Annotated in this window: 16 protein-coding genes; 6 read left to right on the top strand and 10 right to left on the bottom strand. The window is 64.6% G+C overall.

Annotation, left to right across the window (positions count from 1 at the left end):
• Window positions 1-89: 89 nt before the first annotated feature.
• The gene (locus ACEN2S_RS18375; protein ID WP_441868811.1) at window positions 90-629 is read right to left on the bottom strand and encodes a component of SufBCD complex; all 540 of its coding nucleotides are present in this window, start codon (window positions 627-629) and stop codon (window positions 90-92) included.
• A 234-nt stretch (window positions 630-863) separates the two neighbouring features.
• Here ACEN2S_RS18375 and hemB point away from each other — a divergent pair, with 234 nt between their 5' ends.
• Together hemB and ACEN2S_RS18365 are read left to right on the top strand one after the other, a co-directional pair.
• Window positions 864-1,874 (top strand): porphobilinogen synthase, encoded by a 1,011-nt coding sequence (gene hemB, locus ACEN2S_RS18370; RefSeq protein WP_441868808.1) that lies wholly within the window; start codon window positions 864-866, stop codon window positions 1,872-1,874.
• A gap of 184 nt (window positions 1,875-2,058) precedes the next feature.
• A complete protein-coding gene (locus ACEN2S_RS18365; protein WP_441868805.1) occupies window positions 2,059-2,676 on the top strand; it encodes a YSC84-related protein in 618 nt (205 codons plus the stop codon).
• A gap of 172 nt (window positions 2,677-2,848) precedes the next feature.
• On the opposite strand, the gene ACEN2S_RS18360 is transcribed toward ACEN2S_RS18365, so the two are convergent.
• Together ACEN2S_RS18360 and ACEN2S_RS18355 are read right to left on the bottom strand one after the other, a co-directional pair.
• Window positions 2,849-3,298, bottom strand: coding sequence for a pyridoxamine 5'-phosphate oxidase family protein (locus ACEN2S_RS18360; RefSeq protein ID WP_441868802.1), 450 nt, complete (start codon window positions 3,296-3,298; stop codon window positions 2,849-2,851).
• A 34-nt stretch (window positions 3,299-3,332) separates the two neighbouring features.
• Entirely contained in the window at window positions 3,333-3,944 is a 612-nt protein-coding gene (locus ACEN2S_RS18355; protein WP_441868799.1) for a lytic transglycosylase domain-containing protein, read from the bottom strand.
• Between the two features lie 242 nt (window positions 3,945-4,186).
• On the opposite strand from ACEN2S_RS18355, the gene ssb reads away from it, so the two are divergent.
• On the top strand, window positions 4,187-4,696 hold the full coding sequence (gene ssb / locus ACEN2S_RS18350; RefSeq protein WP_441868796.1) for a single-stranded DNA-binding protein: 510 nt from the start codon (window positions 4,187-4,189) through the stop codon (window positions 4,694-4,696).
• Window positions 4,697-5,063: 367 nt separating this feature from the next.
• Here the strand turns inward: ssb and ACEN2S_RS18345 are convergent, their stop codons facing one another.
• Window positions 5,064-5,819 (bottom strand): AraC family transcriptional regulator, encoded by a 756-nt coding sequence (locus ACEN2S_RS18345; RefSeq protein WP_441868793.1) that lies wholly within the window; start codon window positions 5,817-5,819, stop codon window positions 5,064-5,066.
• 111 nt (window positions 5,820-5,930) lie between these two features.
• Between ACEN2S_RS18345 and ACEN2S_RS18340 the strand changes: the two genes are divergently transcribed.
• Entirely contained in the window at window positions 5,931-6,521 is a 591-nt protein-coding gene (locus tag ACEN2S_RS18340; protein ID WP_441868790.1) for an NADPH-dependent F420 reductase, read from the top strand.
• A 229-nt stretch (window positions 6,522-6,750) separates the two neighbouring features.
• Here the strand turns inward: ACEN2S_RS18340 and ACEN2S_RS18335 are convergent, their stop codons facing one another.
• A complete protein-coding gene (locus ACEN2S_RS18335) occupies window positions 6,751-7,476 on the bottom strand; it encodes a helix-turn-helix transcriptional regulator (protein ID WP_441868787.1) in 726 nt (241 codons plus the stop codon).
• Between the two features lie 86 nt (window positions 7,477-7,562).
• Between ACEN2S_RS18335 and ACEN2S_RS18330 the strand changes: the two genes are divergently transcribed.
• Window positions 7,563-7,958, top strand: a complete 396-nt coding sequence (locus tag ACEN2S_RS18330) for a RidA family protein (protein WP_441868784.1) — start codon at window positions 7,563-7,565, stop codon at window positions 7,956-7,958.
• Between the two features lie 121 nt (window positions 7,959-8,079).
• Window positions 8,080-8,985: a DMT family transporter gene (locus ACEN2S_RS18325; RefSeq protein ID WP_441868781.1), complete on the top strand. Its 906-nt coding sequence runs from the start codon at window positions 8,080-8,082 to the stop codon at window positions 8,983-8,985.
• A gap of 421 nt (window positions 8,986-9,406) precedes the next feature.
• On the opposite strand, the gene ACEN2S_RS18320 is transcribed toward ACEN2S_RS18325, so the two are convergent.
• The 5 genes from ACEN2S_RS18320 to ACEN2S_RS18300 are packed head-to-tail and all read right to left on the bottom strand — an operon-like array spanning window position 9,407 to window position 13,408.
• A complete protein-coding gene (locus ACEN2S_RS18320) occupies window positions 9,407-10,168 on the bottom strand; it encodes an HpcH/HpaI aldolase family protein (protein WP_441868778.1) in 762 nt (253 codons plus the stop codon).
• 49 nt (window positions 10,169-10,217) lie between these two features.
• Entirely contained in the window at window positions 10,218-11,000 is a 783-nt protein-coding gene (hpaH, locus tag ACEN2S_RS18315) for a 2-oxo-hept-4-ene-1,7-dioate hydratase (protein ID WP_441868775.1), read from the bottom strand.
• 7 nt (window positions 11,001-11,007) lie between these two features.
• On the bottom strand, window positions 11,008-11,901 hold the full coding sequence (locus ACEN2S_RS18310) for a dioxygenase family protein (RefSeq protein WP_441868772.1): 894 nt from the start codon (window positions 11,899-11,901) through the stop codon (window positions 11,008-11,010).
• A complete protein-coding gene (locus tag ACEN2S_RS18305) occupies window positions 11,898-12,716 on the bottom strand; it encodes a sugar phosphate isomerase/epimerase family protein (protein WP_441868769.1) in 819 nt (272 codons plus the stop codon). The genes ACEN2S_RS18310 and ACEN2S_RS18305 overlap by 4 nt, the downstream gene beginning before the upstream one ends.
• Complete coding sequence (locus ACEN2S_RS18300) at window positions 12,713-13,408, bottom strand: GntR family transcriptional regulator (protein ID WP_441868766.1); 696 nt, start codon at window positions 13,406-13,408, stop codon at window positions 12,713-12,715. Before ACEN2S_RS18300 ends, ACEN2S_RS18305 begins: the two co-directional genes overlap by 4 nt.
• Window positions 13,409-13,438: the final 30 nt, after the last annotated feature.

The following is a 13,438-nucleotide window of genomic DNA, read 5'->3' as shown; positions in this document are numbered from 1 at the left end:
CTACCCCGCCTTGAGGCGAAGTCAAGCCCCGCGCCGGTGAGAATAGTGCCACATCCTGAGACCCTGCGGCCCCTGTCGCCCGCCGCGCTTCAGCCGCCCAACACGGAATAGGTCAGGTTTTGCAACATCCCCCAGAGCGCGGTGACGGTGATCGCCAGCATCCCGAGGATCTGCACCTGCAAACGGTGGCGCAACAAAGCGGCGGTCAGCACCTCAGGGTCGGGGATGCCCGCCCCGATCAGCGCCGCGATCCGCCCCGCTGCGCGCAGGCTGAGCAGCCAGACGAGCGTGTAGGGAAACAGCAGCAAAAACAGCGCCTGACTGAATTCGAGGTGATAGAAAAAGCCGGTCACCGCCAGCGTGGTCAAGAGGAAGCTGACAAAGACGGTCAGCACCAGCCCGCCCTCTTTCTCGATGTAAAGGATCCGCCGCAGGTGAATGCGCAACAGCGCCACCATATCCTCGGCGGCCTCCCCGCCGCGCCGCCGCGCCCGCATGATCAGATCATGCGGCACGCCGAGCACCCAATGGGTGATCGAGGACCAGCCGACCGCCAGCACGATCCAGTACCACAGGTTGGAAAAGGACCGAAGATCGATGAGTTGCAGGATGGATTGCGTCAGATGCACCGGGCTGCTCCGCTGAGTGATGCCCGACAGTAGCGAAGGCCGCAGGCGAGGAAAACCCGACAAACGACGCCCTGCGCCGCGGCCCGCTGCATTTCGAGCGGGGCCAAGCGTCTTGGCAATCGCCTCGGGCGCGGGTTCGCCGTCCCCGTGCGCGATGGTCGCAGCGCGAAAGGCTTGAGCCGGGCGGCGATCCGTGGCACCCCTCTGCCATCCCGGAGCAAGAGCCAGAGCCAGATGCCATTCCAGCCGCACGCCCCCGCCGCTTTCCCGACCGCCCGCCTGCGCCGCCTGCGCGCGAGCGCTGCCCTGCGCGATCTGGCGCAGGAGAACCGGCTGAGCGCCGCGGATCTGATCTGGCCGATCTTCATCACCGAAGTGCCGGGCGCGGATGTGGAAATTCCCTCGATGCCCGGGGTGAAACGCCTGACGCTGCAAGGGGCGGTGCAGGCCGCCGAGCTGGCGGCCGAGCTGAAGATCCCGGCGATCTGCCTCTTTCCCTATACCGATCCCGCCGCCCGCACCGCGCATTGCGCCGAGGCCTGGGACGCGGACAATCTGGTCAACCGGGTGATCCGCGCAGTGAAAGCGGCGGTGCCGGAGGTGGCGATCATGACCGATATCGCGCTCGACCCCTATAACATCGACGGCCATGATGGCTTCGTCTCGGGCAACCGCATTCTGAATGATGAGACGGTGGAGGCGCTGGTCAAGATGGCGCTGGCGCAGGCTGAGGCTGGCGCGGATATCCTCGGCCCCTCGGATATGATGGATGGCCGCATCGGTGCGATCCGCGCGGCGCTGGAGGCGCATGGGCATCAGGATGTCACCATCCTTTCCTATGCCGCGAAATATGCCAGCGCCTTTTACGGCCCCTTCCGCGATGCGGTGGGCGCGACCGGCACGCTGAAGGGTGACAAGAAGACCTATCAAATGAACCCCGGCAATTCGGATGAGGCGCTGCGGCTGGTGGCGCGCGATCTGGCCGAGGGGGCGGATATGGTGATGGTCAAGCCGGGGATGCCCTATCTCGACATTTGCCGCCGGGTGAAAGACAGCTTTGGCGTGCCGACCTATGCCTATCAGGTCTCGGGCGAATATGCGATGATCGCGGGGGCCGCGCGCAATGGCTGGATCAACGGCGATGCGGCGATGATGGAGAGCCTCTTGGGCTTCAAACGCGCCGGTTGCGACGGGGTGCTGAGCTATTTCGCCCCGGCCGCCGCGGCGCTCTTGGCGGCGGGCTGAGGCCCGCCTGCCCCGTCCTCAGGCGCGCTTCTGGCGGATTACGGCGTATCTTGCGGCGGTCACGGTCATTTCACGGGGCTTTTGCTTGACAGATCCCACCAGCGACAGTGACAAGTCAGGGAATTTCGTCTATCTATAGAAAAAAAGGGCATCCAATGCCCGGGAACCAAAGCGAGGCAGAGCAATGACCCGGAAATCCCCTTCTTTCGGCACGTCCCTGAGTGAAACCCCTTCGACGGTGCGCCAAGCGCGCCTCAGCCGCCGGGGTCTGATCCTGGCGGGCGGTGCGACCCTGGGCCTTGCGGCCTGCGGCAATGGCATTGGCACCGGCGGCGCGGCCAAGCTGGATGCGCGGGTCGATGCAACGCGCGACTTCCTGATCAACCGCTATCCCGGCACGCAGGATCTGATGAACAAGGCGGTCGGCGTGCTCTATATGCCGCTGGTGACCGAGGCGGGCTTTGGCTTTGGCGGCTCTTACGGGACCGGCGCGCTCCGGATCAACAATGTGACGGTGGATTACTATTCGGCCACCTCGGCGAGCTTTGGCTTCCAGATCGGCGCGCAGCAATATGCGCATGCCTTGTTCTTCATGACGCAAGATGCGCTGGCCAATTTCCGCCGTGCGGATGGTTGGGAACTGGGCGCGGATGCGCGCTACGCGCTGCCCGACCGCGGCGGCGCCATCGGTGCCGACACCACCACCGCCACCGCGCCGGTCATCGCGCTGGTCTTTGGTCAGGCCGGTCTGATCGCCGGTGCTTCGCTGGCGGGGTCGAAATACACGCGGATCATTCCGTAACCGCCTGCCGGATTTCAATGGGCCTGAGATTTCACATAGCCTGAGAGATATTCAGGCCCTATGCAGAGAAAAGCCGCCCGACACCGGGCGGCTTTTTCGCAATATATCGCTGGATTGGCGGCCGCAGCGCCCTGTTTGCGAAAGGGCCGCGCGGTTCGTTGACAGGGGCAGCCTAACGGCCCGTCGCCGCCGGCTGAACGCCATAGCTCCGATAGGCATCCGCGCGCATCTCGGCTTCGCTGCGCGTTGGGAAGAATGTGTAGCTTGGCGCCAGGATCGGGGACCTGCGGGTCACATGCACGGAAATCACGTGGCGGATGGGAAAATGACCCCCCGCCATCGCGGTCAAGGGGGCGCACAAGGCCGGATGTTCGGGATGATCTGCCGCGATGATCTCGGCGGTGCCGTCCAGTTTACACCCCCTTTGCAGGAAAATGTCGATCATGCTCACACAGACCTCCGGGTTGGCCCTGATGTTGCGCACCGTGCCCGCCGAAGCGATATCGGCAATGACAAGGTGATCCTCCGCGATTTCCGCAAAGATCTCCTTTGGCGAGACATTGGGCCGGTTTCGGGCATCAACGGTTGCCAGCCAGCACAGGACGGGCTTGTGCGTCAGCATGGTGTGATCCTTCGTGTCGCGGGGGCCGGGCCGGTCAGCCGCTGCCGAAAACCACCCGCACATAGTTCAGGGTTTCCTGATAGGGCGGCACGCTGCCATGCTTCGCCACCGCCTCCGGCCCGGCATTATAGGCCGCCAGCGCCAGTTTCCAATCGCCGAACCGGTCGTACATCATCCGCAGATAGCGCGCGCCGCCGTTGAGATTGGCCTGCGGATCGCGCGGATCCACCCCCAGCTTGGCCGCGGTCCCCGGCATCAACTGCGCGAGGCCGATGGCACCTTTGTTGGACACGGCATTGGGATTCCAGCCGCTTTCCTGCTGCACGAGCCGCAAGAAGAGATCCTCGGGCACACCATACCGGTTCGCCGCCGCCTTGGCCGTGGCCAGATGCTCGCCACGGTAGCGGCCGCGGTAGCGGGGCAGCACGATCGCCTCGTCGCTGTCGTCGAGGGTGAAACCAGGCTGCAGGCGTTTCGAGGCGGAATATTGCGAGGACAGACGGCGGTCCATCAGCCGGGTTTGCGTTGCGAACAGCGCCGCGCGCGACTTCACCGACCCACCCGAAAGTGACAGCCCTTCGGCCCCCACCGTTTGCGGCATCAAACCCATGCCCCCCAACACAACCATCGCCACAACACGCCGCATGCATTTCCCCCGAACCCTGCTGGCTCCGCAGGGACTATACCCGGATGTGGCCAAAGCGCCAGCCTTGTGAAAAGCTCCCTTTCCGGGCCGATTTCCCTCGGCAATTCCCCGCCGACGGAAAGGCCCTGCCCCGTGCCGCCGCGCGCTGTCCATTTGTGCCCCCCACCGACCCAAGCGCCGCTTTCTTCCGCAGCAGCTTTGGTCTATCACGGTCGCCAAATCAGATTCGAGCGGAGGACAACATGGCGGGTTCGGTCAACAAGGTGATCATCGTCGGCAATCTGGGCCGCGATCCGGAAGTGCGGTCTTTCCCCAATGGCGGTAAAGTCTGCAACCTGCGGATTGCCACCTCGGAAACCTGGCGCGACAAAGCCTCGGGCGAGCGCAAAGAGCGCACCGAATGGCATTCGGTGGCGATTTTCTCGGAACCTTTGGCGAAGATCGCCGAGCAATATCTGCGCAAAGGCTCGAAAGTGTACATCGAAGGCCAGCTGGAAACCCGCAAATGGCAGGACCAGTCGGGGGCAGACCGCTATTCCACCGAGGTGGTGCTGCGTCCGTTCCGCGGTGAGCTGACGCTTCTGGACGGCCGCGATGGCGGCGGGTCGGGCGGCGGCGCGGGCCAGGGCGGTTACGGCGGCGGTCAGGGTGGCGGCTACGGCGGCTATGACGAGGAACCGCGCGGCGGCGGCAGCGCAGGCGCCAGCGCGCCGGGCGGCAATTCGGGCTTTGACGACGATATCCCGTTCTGATCACCGGGCCTTGGACGGTTTGCGGAAAAGCGCCCCGCGCCCGCAGTCTGCGGCGCGGCCTTGATGCAGTGACCCTCGCCAGACCGTCACACTTTCCGGCCTGACCCTCCTCCCTGGTGGAGCATCGGAGCCCCTCGTCGGCACATCGGTGGCGTCGGGGGCGGTCACGCCCGCAAGGCCGGATCGGCAAGAACCGGCCCTCTCAACCGTAGACTCCAGACGGAAACTGCCTGCGGCTGCCCCCGGCGCCACGGCGGCTGCGTTCGGTCGAACAGCTCCGTCCCCCCTTGCCGCACCAACCTGCCCGTACAACCACCAAAACGCGCATTCAGCCCAGCGGCCGCTGCCGGGTCAGGCACTGGCGTCTCTAGGTTTTTGCCCGGAACATCTGGCCCGGCGAGGTTCCGTATTCCGCCCGGAATGCCGTGATGAAAGACGACACATCCTTGTATCCGACGTCGAAGGCCGCCGCGGTCACCGAGACACCTGCCCCAAGTCGCGCCAGCGCCGTCTGAAGCCGTAATTGTCGCCGCCAGGCCCCGAAAGACATTCCATATTCCGACAAGAAATGGCGCGCGGCGGTGCGCTCGCTGAGGCCCGTGCGGCGCGCCAGCGCTGACAAAGGGTCCTGCAGCGCGGGGTCATTCAGCAGGAGTTTCGCCAGCCGCGCCACCGGTCCCTCCGATGCAATCGGCAAGCCCGCTCTGGGATCCGGCAGGGCTTTCAAACGGTCGAACAACACACTGACCAACCGTTCGGCTTCCGGCGTTTTCCAATCCGCGCCGAGGTCGGCAATCTCGGGCAGCAACGCCTGAGTCAGGGCATCAATGGCGACAATGCCTTGGTGCTGTGTGCCGAAGCGTTCCGGCTCCACATAGCAGGTCGTCAGCGTAAACGGCGTGGCAGAGGCGATCCGGTGCGCGCTGCCGGGGGCGATCCAGACACCGCGCTGTGGCGGAATGGTCCATTGATGATGCCGGGTGGCAACGGTGAGTGTGCCCTGGCTCACATGAATGAGCTGGGCGCGGCGATGCGCGTGGAACGGCACGCGGATATGCGCGTACCGCTCCTTCAGAACGAAGATCGGCATCGGCGTCTGGTCAGGGTCGATCCGCGCGGTCATCGCTTTCTCTTCGGTTTGGCAGTTAATCCATATTCATTGGCAGATGGCGGAAAGTCAGCCAAGCCTGTCGTGGCTATACCTCCCGTATCGACACAAAACAGGAGAAATGTGATGAAGGTAGCAATTCTTGGGTGCGGGAACATGGGCGCGCCCATGGCCGAGCTGAGCCGCAAAGCCGGATATGATGTGAGCGTTGTGGGTCAGGACGGGGACGCGGAAACCGCGATCAAAGCCGCCGACCTCGTCGTGCTCGCCCTGCCCTACGATCCGGCAAAGGCGCTGCTGTCGATAAGGTCGGTGCAGGATGCGCTCACGGGAAAGGTGCTGATCGATGTCACCAATCCGCTGGCTCCGGACTACATGAGCCTGACGGTTGGGCATGATACATCTGCCGGTGAAACCCTGGCCTCCATGGTCTCCGGCACGCGGGTGGTCAAAGCGTTCAACAAGGTCTTTTCAGACCTTCTCAAAGGTCAGGCCGCGGGCATGGCCGCGCCGGTGCCGGTCTATGTTGCCGCGGATGATGCCGATGCGCGCGCGCAGGTCATGCGCTTTGCCGAAGATCTGGGAATGGTGGCCATCGACTGCGGCCCGCTCCGCAATGCACGCTATCTGGAACCGATGGCCGAGATGATGATTCAACTTGGGTACGGCTTGGGACATGGTGCAAGGATTGGTTTCGCATTGGTCAAAGCCGCCTGATCAGGGCGGCTGGCAGGCGGCGGTTCCGCCACCGCCTCGCCAAAACCACCGCTTGTTCCGCGCCTCACCCGTCGCCGAGATGGGGCAATCGCGCCAACAGCGCGCGGCAGCCGCAACCGCGCCATTCGCCCCCGGATGTCGTGGCGACAGGCCATGAACGGCGCCCCACGGTGCCGCAAGCGGGCGCAAAGCCCAAATGGTCAGCGGCTGTCCGGTGCTTGGCGGACCACTATTCCCTGTGCTGCAAGACGCTGTAGGGGCAGACATCATCGTCAAACGGCACGTGGCGGCGGCGAAAACTTGTTCCCGCCACCGCCACTGGCTGACTGATCCGATCCATCCGGAAATGACGAAAACCCGCGCGCGCGGGGTCCCATCCGACGAGATACCACAGCGGCGGCAGGATCAGCATGGCCTGGGGTTCGACCTCGCGCTCTGTGTGCTGCCCCTTCGCATCGCGATAGTCAAAGCGGAGGCGTTCGCGGTGAAGAAATGCGGTCTCGAAGGCGGGCAGAAGGTTCCGGTCCATCTTGCCCATGTCCGACAGGTCCTGGAGCGGCGACAGCTTCCCGATGTGCAGACAGCCGAGAAAGGCGCGCAGGTCCTTTACCTTGTCGGCGGGCAGCGCCTTTTCGATCCTGGCCAGCCCGGCATCCGCGAGTTCCGAGAACGGCAAGGTGCCCGCCGCGCGCATGGCGGCGACGCTGATCAGCAGGGCGAAGACTTCCGGCACGGAAAACCTGGCCGTCATATGCACCGATTGCGGATCGAGCTGAAGCCCGCCGCCGCGACCGACATCGGCATGGATCACATAGCCCTGATCCCGCAGCGCGCTGATGTCACGCAATATGGTGCGGCGCGAGCTGCCAACCTCTTCGGCCAATGTCCGGATCGTGGAGGTTCCGTTGCGCCGGAGGCTGCGCAGGATGGCGTCTTGTCTGATGCGTGCGTTCATGGCCCCACCATAGCATAAAAGGTGACACATTTTGGCACTGTTTCAAATTAGAGCCTTTACAGCAACCAAAGCAGGAGATGTGCACCATGGAACGCAAAGCTGTGAACCCTTGGGATTGGTCGGGCAAGCTCGGCTACAATCAGGCCGAAATCATCATTGGTGCCCGCCGTCAGTTGATCTGTGCGGGCCAAACCAGCGTTGATGGGGATGGAAGGCCGCAGCATCCCGGCGATATGCGGGGTCAGATCGGCCTCGCGCTCGACAACCTTGAGGCTGTTCTGACGGCGGCAGGCATGACCTTGCGCGATGTCGTCAGGCTTGGTCTCTATGCGACGGATGTTGAGGAGGCGCTCAGGAACTTTGACCTCATGGGCAAGCGCTTTGGCCCGCATCAGGTGGCGCCGCCGATGACCCTCCTCGGGGTGACAGCGCTCGCGATGCCGGGACTTCTCTTCGAGATCGAAGCAACGGCACTGGCCTGAGAAGAGCGCCGGCCGCCCGAGACAAGATGCCGGGCGGCCGCAAGCTGGCCCCGACCCCTTCGCGGTCATTGCTTTGGCTGAAATGTTCCCGTAAAGTTCCTATCGTCAAAGGGGAGCTTTCATGTCGGCATCTGCAAACAGCACCTCTGCGGATCGTATTCCGCTGGCCGTTGCGTCGATCATCCTGACCGTGCTGTCGCTGTCACTCGGGGATGCGCTGATCAAGATGACCAGTGGCAGCTTCGTCATCTGGCAGATCTTCGTGGTCCGGTCATTGGTCGTGGTGCCGGTTCTGGCGGGCGCGGTGATCCTGGCCGGGCAGTGGCGGATGCCGAAAGCCTGCGGGTGGATCGCGGTGCGAAGCCTGATGCTGATCGCTATGTGGGTTTGTTACTACCTCTCGCTGCCAAAGCTGGCGCTCTCTGCGGCGGCTGCGGCCTATTACACGCTGCCGATTTTCATCACGCTCTTCTCGGCGATCTTCGTCGGCGATCGCATCTCCGGAACCGGATGGCTTGCCGTTGTTCTGGGCTTTGCGGGCGTTTTGCTCATCCTGCGGCCGAAGGCGGGGGACTTCAATCTCTATGCCCTTTTGCCGTTGCTGTCGGCGATGCTCTATGCCGGGGCGATGATCGTGACGCGGCGACGGTGCCGCGAGGAACACCCGTTGATCTTGTCCCTCGCCCTGAACCTCGGTTTCATCATTGTCGGAGCGCTCGCGGCCGGTCTGATCCTGCGCGTGCCTGCCGTGTTCCGGCACGGGTTCTTGCTGGCGCCCTGGACAGCCATGGCGCAGGGCGAATGGGTCTCAATGGGGCTGCTGGCGGCCGCGATCCTGATCGGCAGCATCGGTGCCGCCATCGCTTACCAGAACGGCCCGCCCGCGATGATCGGGGCCTTCGACTTTGCCTATGTCGGTTTCGCCGTCCTGTGGGGCATCGTGTTTTTCAACGAGACACCGGATCTGATTGCATCTTTGGGCATGGTGATGATCGTCAGCGCAGGTGTTTTGTCCTTGCGCCAGTGAAGCTCCGTTCTGTTTGCTTCGGCATCAGCCCTTCCCGAATTGTGCTGCGTCAGGCCATACCGCCGCCGGGGGGGCGCCGCATCGTCGCGCAGGCCAATCACCGGGGGTGCAGGGCCGCCTGCCCTATCACCGGCTGCGGGGTCATCCCACGCCGCCGCGCCCGCGCCTGTCCCCGCCTGGACCACGCCCGGGGCTTTGCGGTCGCGGCCTACGAAATGCGCGTCCTGCCGCGGTGCATCGGCGGATGGATAGCCTATGTCATCGCCAGTTCAGCCGTCATCCGTTCCGCGCGCATGGCCCAAAGGGCCACCCTCACCGCGAAACCCTCAGAACGGCGCTTGCGCATCGCCTTGTCGGATCGCTTCTGCCCCGGCGCGGCAGCGTCGCACCGGGCCCGGATGCGGGCGCGCAGATCAAGACCTCAGGACCATTCGGCCCGCCGCGCCAGCGCGGCGCGGCGCAGCAATCCACTGTCGATATCCACCGCGATGAACAGGGCACCGGCCGCTTTGGCCTCGCGCAGAAAATCCTGATCCAGCGACAAAATCCCGGCCGGCACGCCGAGATCACCAAGCACGCCAATGCCATCAAGGATCGCCTTGCGGACCTCGGGATGCGACGGCTGGCCGGGATGGCCCAGACTGGCCGCCAGATCCGCCGGGCCGAAGAACACACCGTCCACCCCCGGCACCTGCGCGATTTCGCGCAACTGCAGCAGCGCCTCGCGGGTTTCAACCTGCACCAGCAGGCAGATTTCCTCCTGCGCACGGGTGGCATAACCGGCCACCGCACCGTAACGGGTGGCGCGGGTGATCCCCGAGACGCCGCGCAGGCCGTGGGGCGGATAGGTCACCGCCGCCACCGCCGCCCGGGCCTCCTCCGCGTTCTGAACATAGGGGATCAGCAGGGTCTGTGCCCCGGCATCCAGAAGCTTTTTGATCTCCACCGGATTGTTCCAGCCGGGGCGCACCACCGCGCTGACCGGATAGGGCGCAAGCGCGCGCAAAAAGCCCACGACCTCGTTCAGGCTCGCGGTCGAATGCTCGGTGTCGAACATCATCCAGTCATAGCCGCATCCGGCCAGAAGCTCTGCCGCATTCGGATCGGCGAGCGAGCTCCAGAGGCCGATCTGGCGCTGTCCGGCACGCAGCGCGGCCTTGAAATGGTTGGGCGGTAGGTTCATGGCCAGATCCTGCATGGTTGCGTCGCGAAAGGGGTAAGGGGCGGCCGGGTCACTCGAACCGGACACCCAGAGAGCCGAGGGGGCCGTAATCGGCAAAGATCACATCGCCCGAGACAATATCGACGGGTCGGGTGAACGAGCCGCCGAGCACGATATCGCCCTTTTTCAGCCCGCCGCCCAAGGGCGCCAGCTTGTTCACCAGCCAGGCCAGCCCGGCCGCAGGATGCCCCATGACCGCAGCCGAAACACCCGATTCCTCGATCACGCCGTTTTGCGACAGGGTGGCGCCGATCCAGCGCAGATCGACATCGAAGGGGCGAATTGTGCGGCCGCCGAGAACGATGGCGCCAAAGGCGGCGTTGTCGGCGATGGTATCCACGATCTGGCGCGGCACTTCGGTGCGGTAATCGATGATCTCCAGCGCGGGCTGCACGAATTCCGTCGCCCTGAGCACGTCATGCACCTGACATCCGGCGCCGGACAGATCCTCGCCCAGAACAAAGGCCAGCTCGACCTCAAGCCGTGGTTTGATGAAGGTACCGGCCTTGATGCGCGCGCCGTCCTGAAACAAGGCATCGTCCAGAATGACACCGTAATCCGGCTCGGTCATCTTCGAGGCCTGCTGCATGGCGCGGCTGGTCAGGCCGATCTTGCGGCCGACGATCCGCGCCCCGGCGGCCATGCGCGCCGCAGCCCAGCGACGCTGCACGTCATAGGCATCTTCCAGCGTCATGCCGGGCCAGGTCTTCGAGGGTTGCGGACAGACCTGACGGGTCTGCTCGGCGTGCAGGATCGCGTCGGCCGCCGCCTGGCGCTGTACTTCTGTCAACATCTGCTGCTCACTTGATCGGGGGAATGGGAAGTGTGGAGACGCCCGGTTCCAGCGTCAGCCTGTGTTCGAGCATGAACCATTCGCCGACATCGCCATCTTGCGGATGCGGCCCCTCGTGCCGTTCAAGCGTGCCGATCAGCGCCTCGGTCACCCCGAACTGGACATCCGAGGTGAGGTAATCGGTCTCATCGACATAGGTCTGGTTGATCAGCGTCTTGAACCCCGGCTTGTGGGCAAGGACATGGACATGCGCCGGGCGGTACGGGTGGCGGTTCTGCGCGTCCAGCAGCCTGCCGACCGTCGTATGCGTCGGGATCGGATAGCCGACGGGCTTGACCGATTTGAAGCGCACGATGCCGTCCGCCCCTGTGATGAACTTGCCGCGCAGATTGAAGGCGGCCTGGCTCTCGTCCTGGTTCTCATAAAGCCCGACGGGCGAGGCATGCCAGATGTCCACCTCCAGCCCCTCGATCGGCATGCCCGCCGGATCAACGAAGGAAAACGTGCCATAAAGCCGGGGCCCCGGCGTGTCCGAGCGCAGGATCGAGCCGCCGTTCTCGGTCAGGGGGTGGTGCAGGCGCCAGAACGGACCGAGCAGCGATTGCGTGGTCTCGGTCGTGCCCTTGTCGCCGTTGTTGAGCAGACAGACCAGCGAGGAGACGCCCAGCGATCCCGCCATGAGCACGAATTCATTGTGCTTGTCATTGCTCTGCTGACCCATGGTGTTGAGGATCCGCGTCGCTTGCTGGAATTCGGTCTCGGTCAGCCGCACGTCACGGATGAAGCCATGCAGATGCGTGATCAGGCTCAGCATGATCTCGCGCAGGCGCGGGTCGCTGGTCTGCTCCATGACCTTCAGGACAGCGGGTGTCACCTCTTGCTGGTTGTGAATGATGGTCATTGAAAATCCTCCGTCGGTGTTGCGGCGCCCGCCGCGATCAGCGCGGAGGTCGCCGCAAAGATGGCGCGGGCGCGTTCGGGCGGCGGCCGGGTGTCCTGGGCCGAGGGCAGTTCAACGGAAACAATCGTTTCCCCGGGCAATGCCGCGAGGATCCCCGCAAGGTCCAGCCCGCCGTCGCCGGGCAGCAGCCGCCCGCCGCGCGCCTCGGCCAGCAGGGCGCCCTCGCCCGATGGGGCAACGGCCGGCGCATCGCAGAGTTGCGCCGAAACCACCTGTCCGCGCAGCATCCCTGCGATGTCCCCCGGCGTGCCGCCACAGCGCGTATGGTGCAGCGCATCGAGCAGATAGGCGGCGTTCGGCGCGCCCGACGCGGTGATCAGATCGAGACAGGCGCGCGGCGTGTTGATCCCGCGCCAGGCCATGCATTCCAGATCCAGCGCCAGCCCGCAGTCCGCGGCCCGCGCGGCGATGTCGGCAAAGGTCTCGGAAAGACCCGGAAACACATCCGCACAGACATTGACGCGCTTGCCGCCCAATGCGGCGGCAGCCTCCATCGCCGGAACAAGGTCCCCGGGCCGCAACGCCGCATCAATGACAATCGTTTCGATGTCGTAAAGCCTGACCCCCTCGCCCTGCAGGACGCGGGCCAGTTCGCGTAGGCCCGCCGCATCGGGCAACCAATGGAGCCCCCCCGGCGCGACCGGATGAAAGCGCAGCCCGACGAAGTCAAAGCCTGACTGGCGCGCCAGCCGAACCAGTTCAACCGGGGGCAGATCCAGAAAGGTGAAATGTCCCAATCCGAGCGCGCGTTTCACAGCGGCACCGCCGGAAGCTCGGCGGCGATCAGCGGCCGCAGGTTGTTCGTTGAGGCCTGGATATGTGCGGCCAGCAAGGCGGCGGCATCCTCGGCACGCCGCTCGACCGCGGCCTGGGCAATCGCGGTATGCTCCGCGATCACATCGCGCTGGGCCGCCACCGCCTGCAAATAGAGATGCCGGTAGCGGTCATTCATGCTGACGAGTGATTTGTACATCTTGAGCAGCAGCGGCATGTCGCAGCGCGCGACCAATGTCAGATGAAAGGCGTTGTTCGCGGCCTCCCAGGCGGCAAGGCTGGCGGCATCGCCGGGAATCCGCTCGGTCTTGTTCAGCCGGTGCAGCGCGCCCATGACCTCAGATTCCCAGACGAGGTTGCCGTTTTCAATGGATTTGCGCAGCGCATAGGGCTCCAACTCCAGCCGCAGGGCGCAGACCTCGTCAAGATTGGCAATCGAGATCGGGGCGACGGAATAGCCGCGCTGCGTTTCAACCTCGAGCAACCCTTCGGTCACCAGCCGGGTGACGGCCTCGCGCAGCGGCGAAAGCCCCACATCCATCGCCGCCCGCAGCCTGTCGAGATTGAGCTTTGCGCCGGGGGCCAAGGTGCCGTGCAGAATATCGCGCCGCAGCCGCGCCTCGATCTGCCCCGCAATCGTGGGTTTGCCCGCTGATTTTCCGTTGAGTTCCATGGCTGCCCTGTCCGTGTTGGGTGCCGCCGA

This window comes from Phaeovulum sp. W22_SRMD_FR3 (genome assembly GCF_052113705.1).
Classification (GTDB): domain Bacteria; phylum Pseudomonadota; class Alphaproteobacteria; order Rhodobacterales; family Rhodobacteraceae; genus JBGQOG01.
The sequence above is the reverse complement of the archived record's forward strand: the minus strand, read 5'-3'. Positions and strand labels throughout refer to the sequence as shown.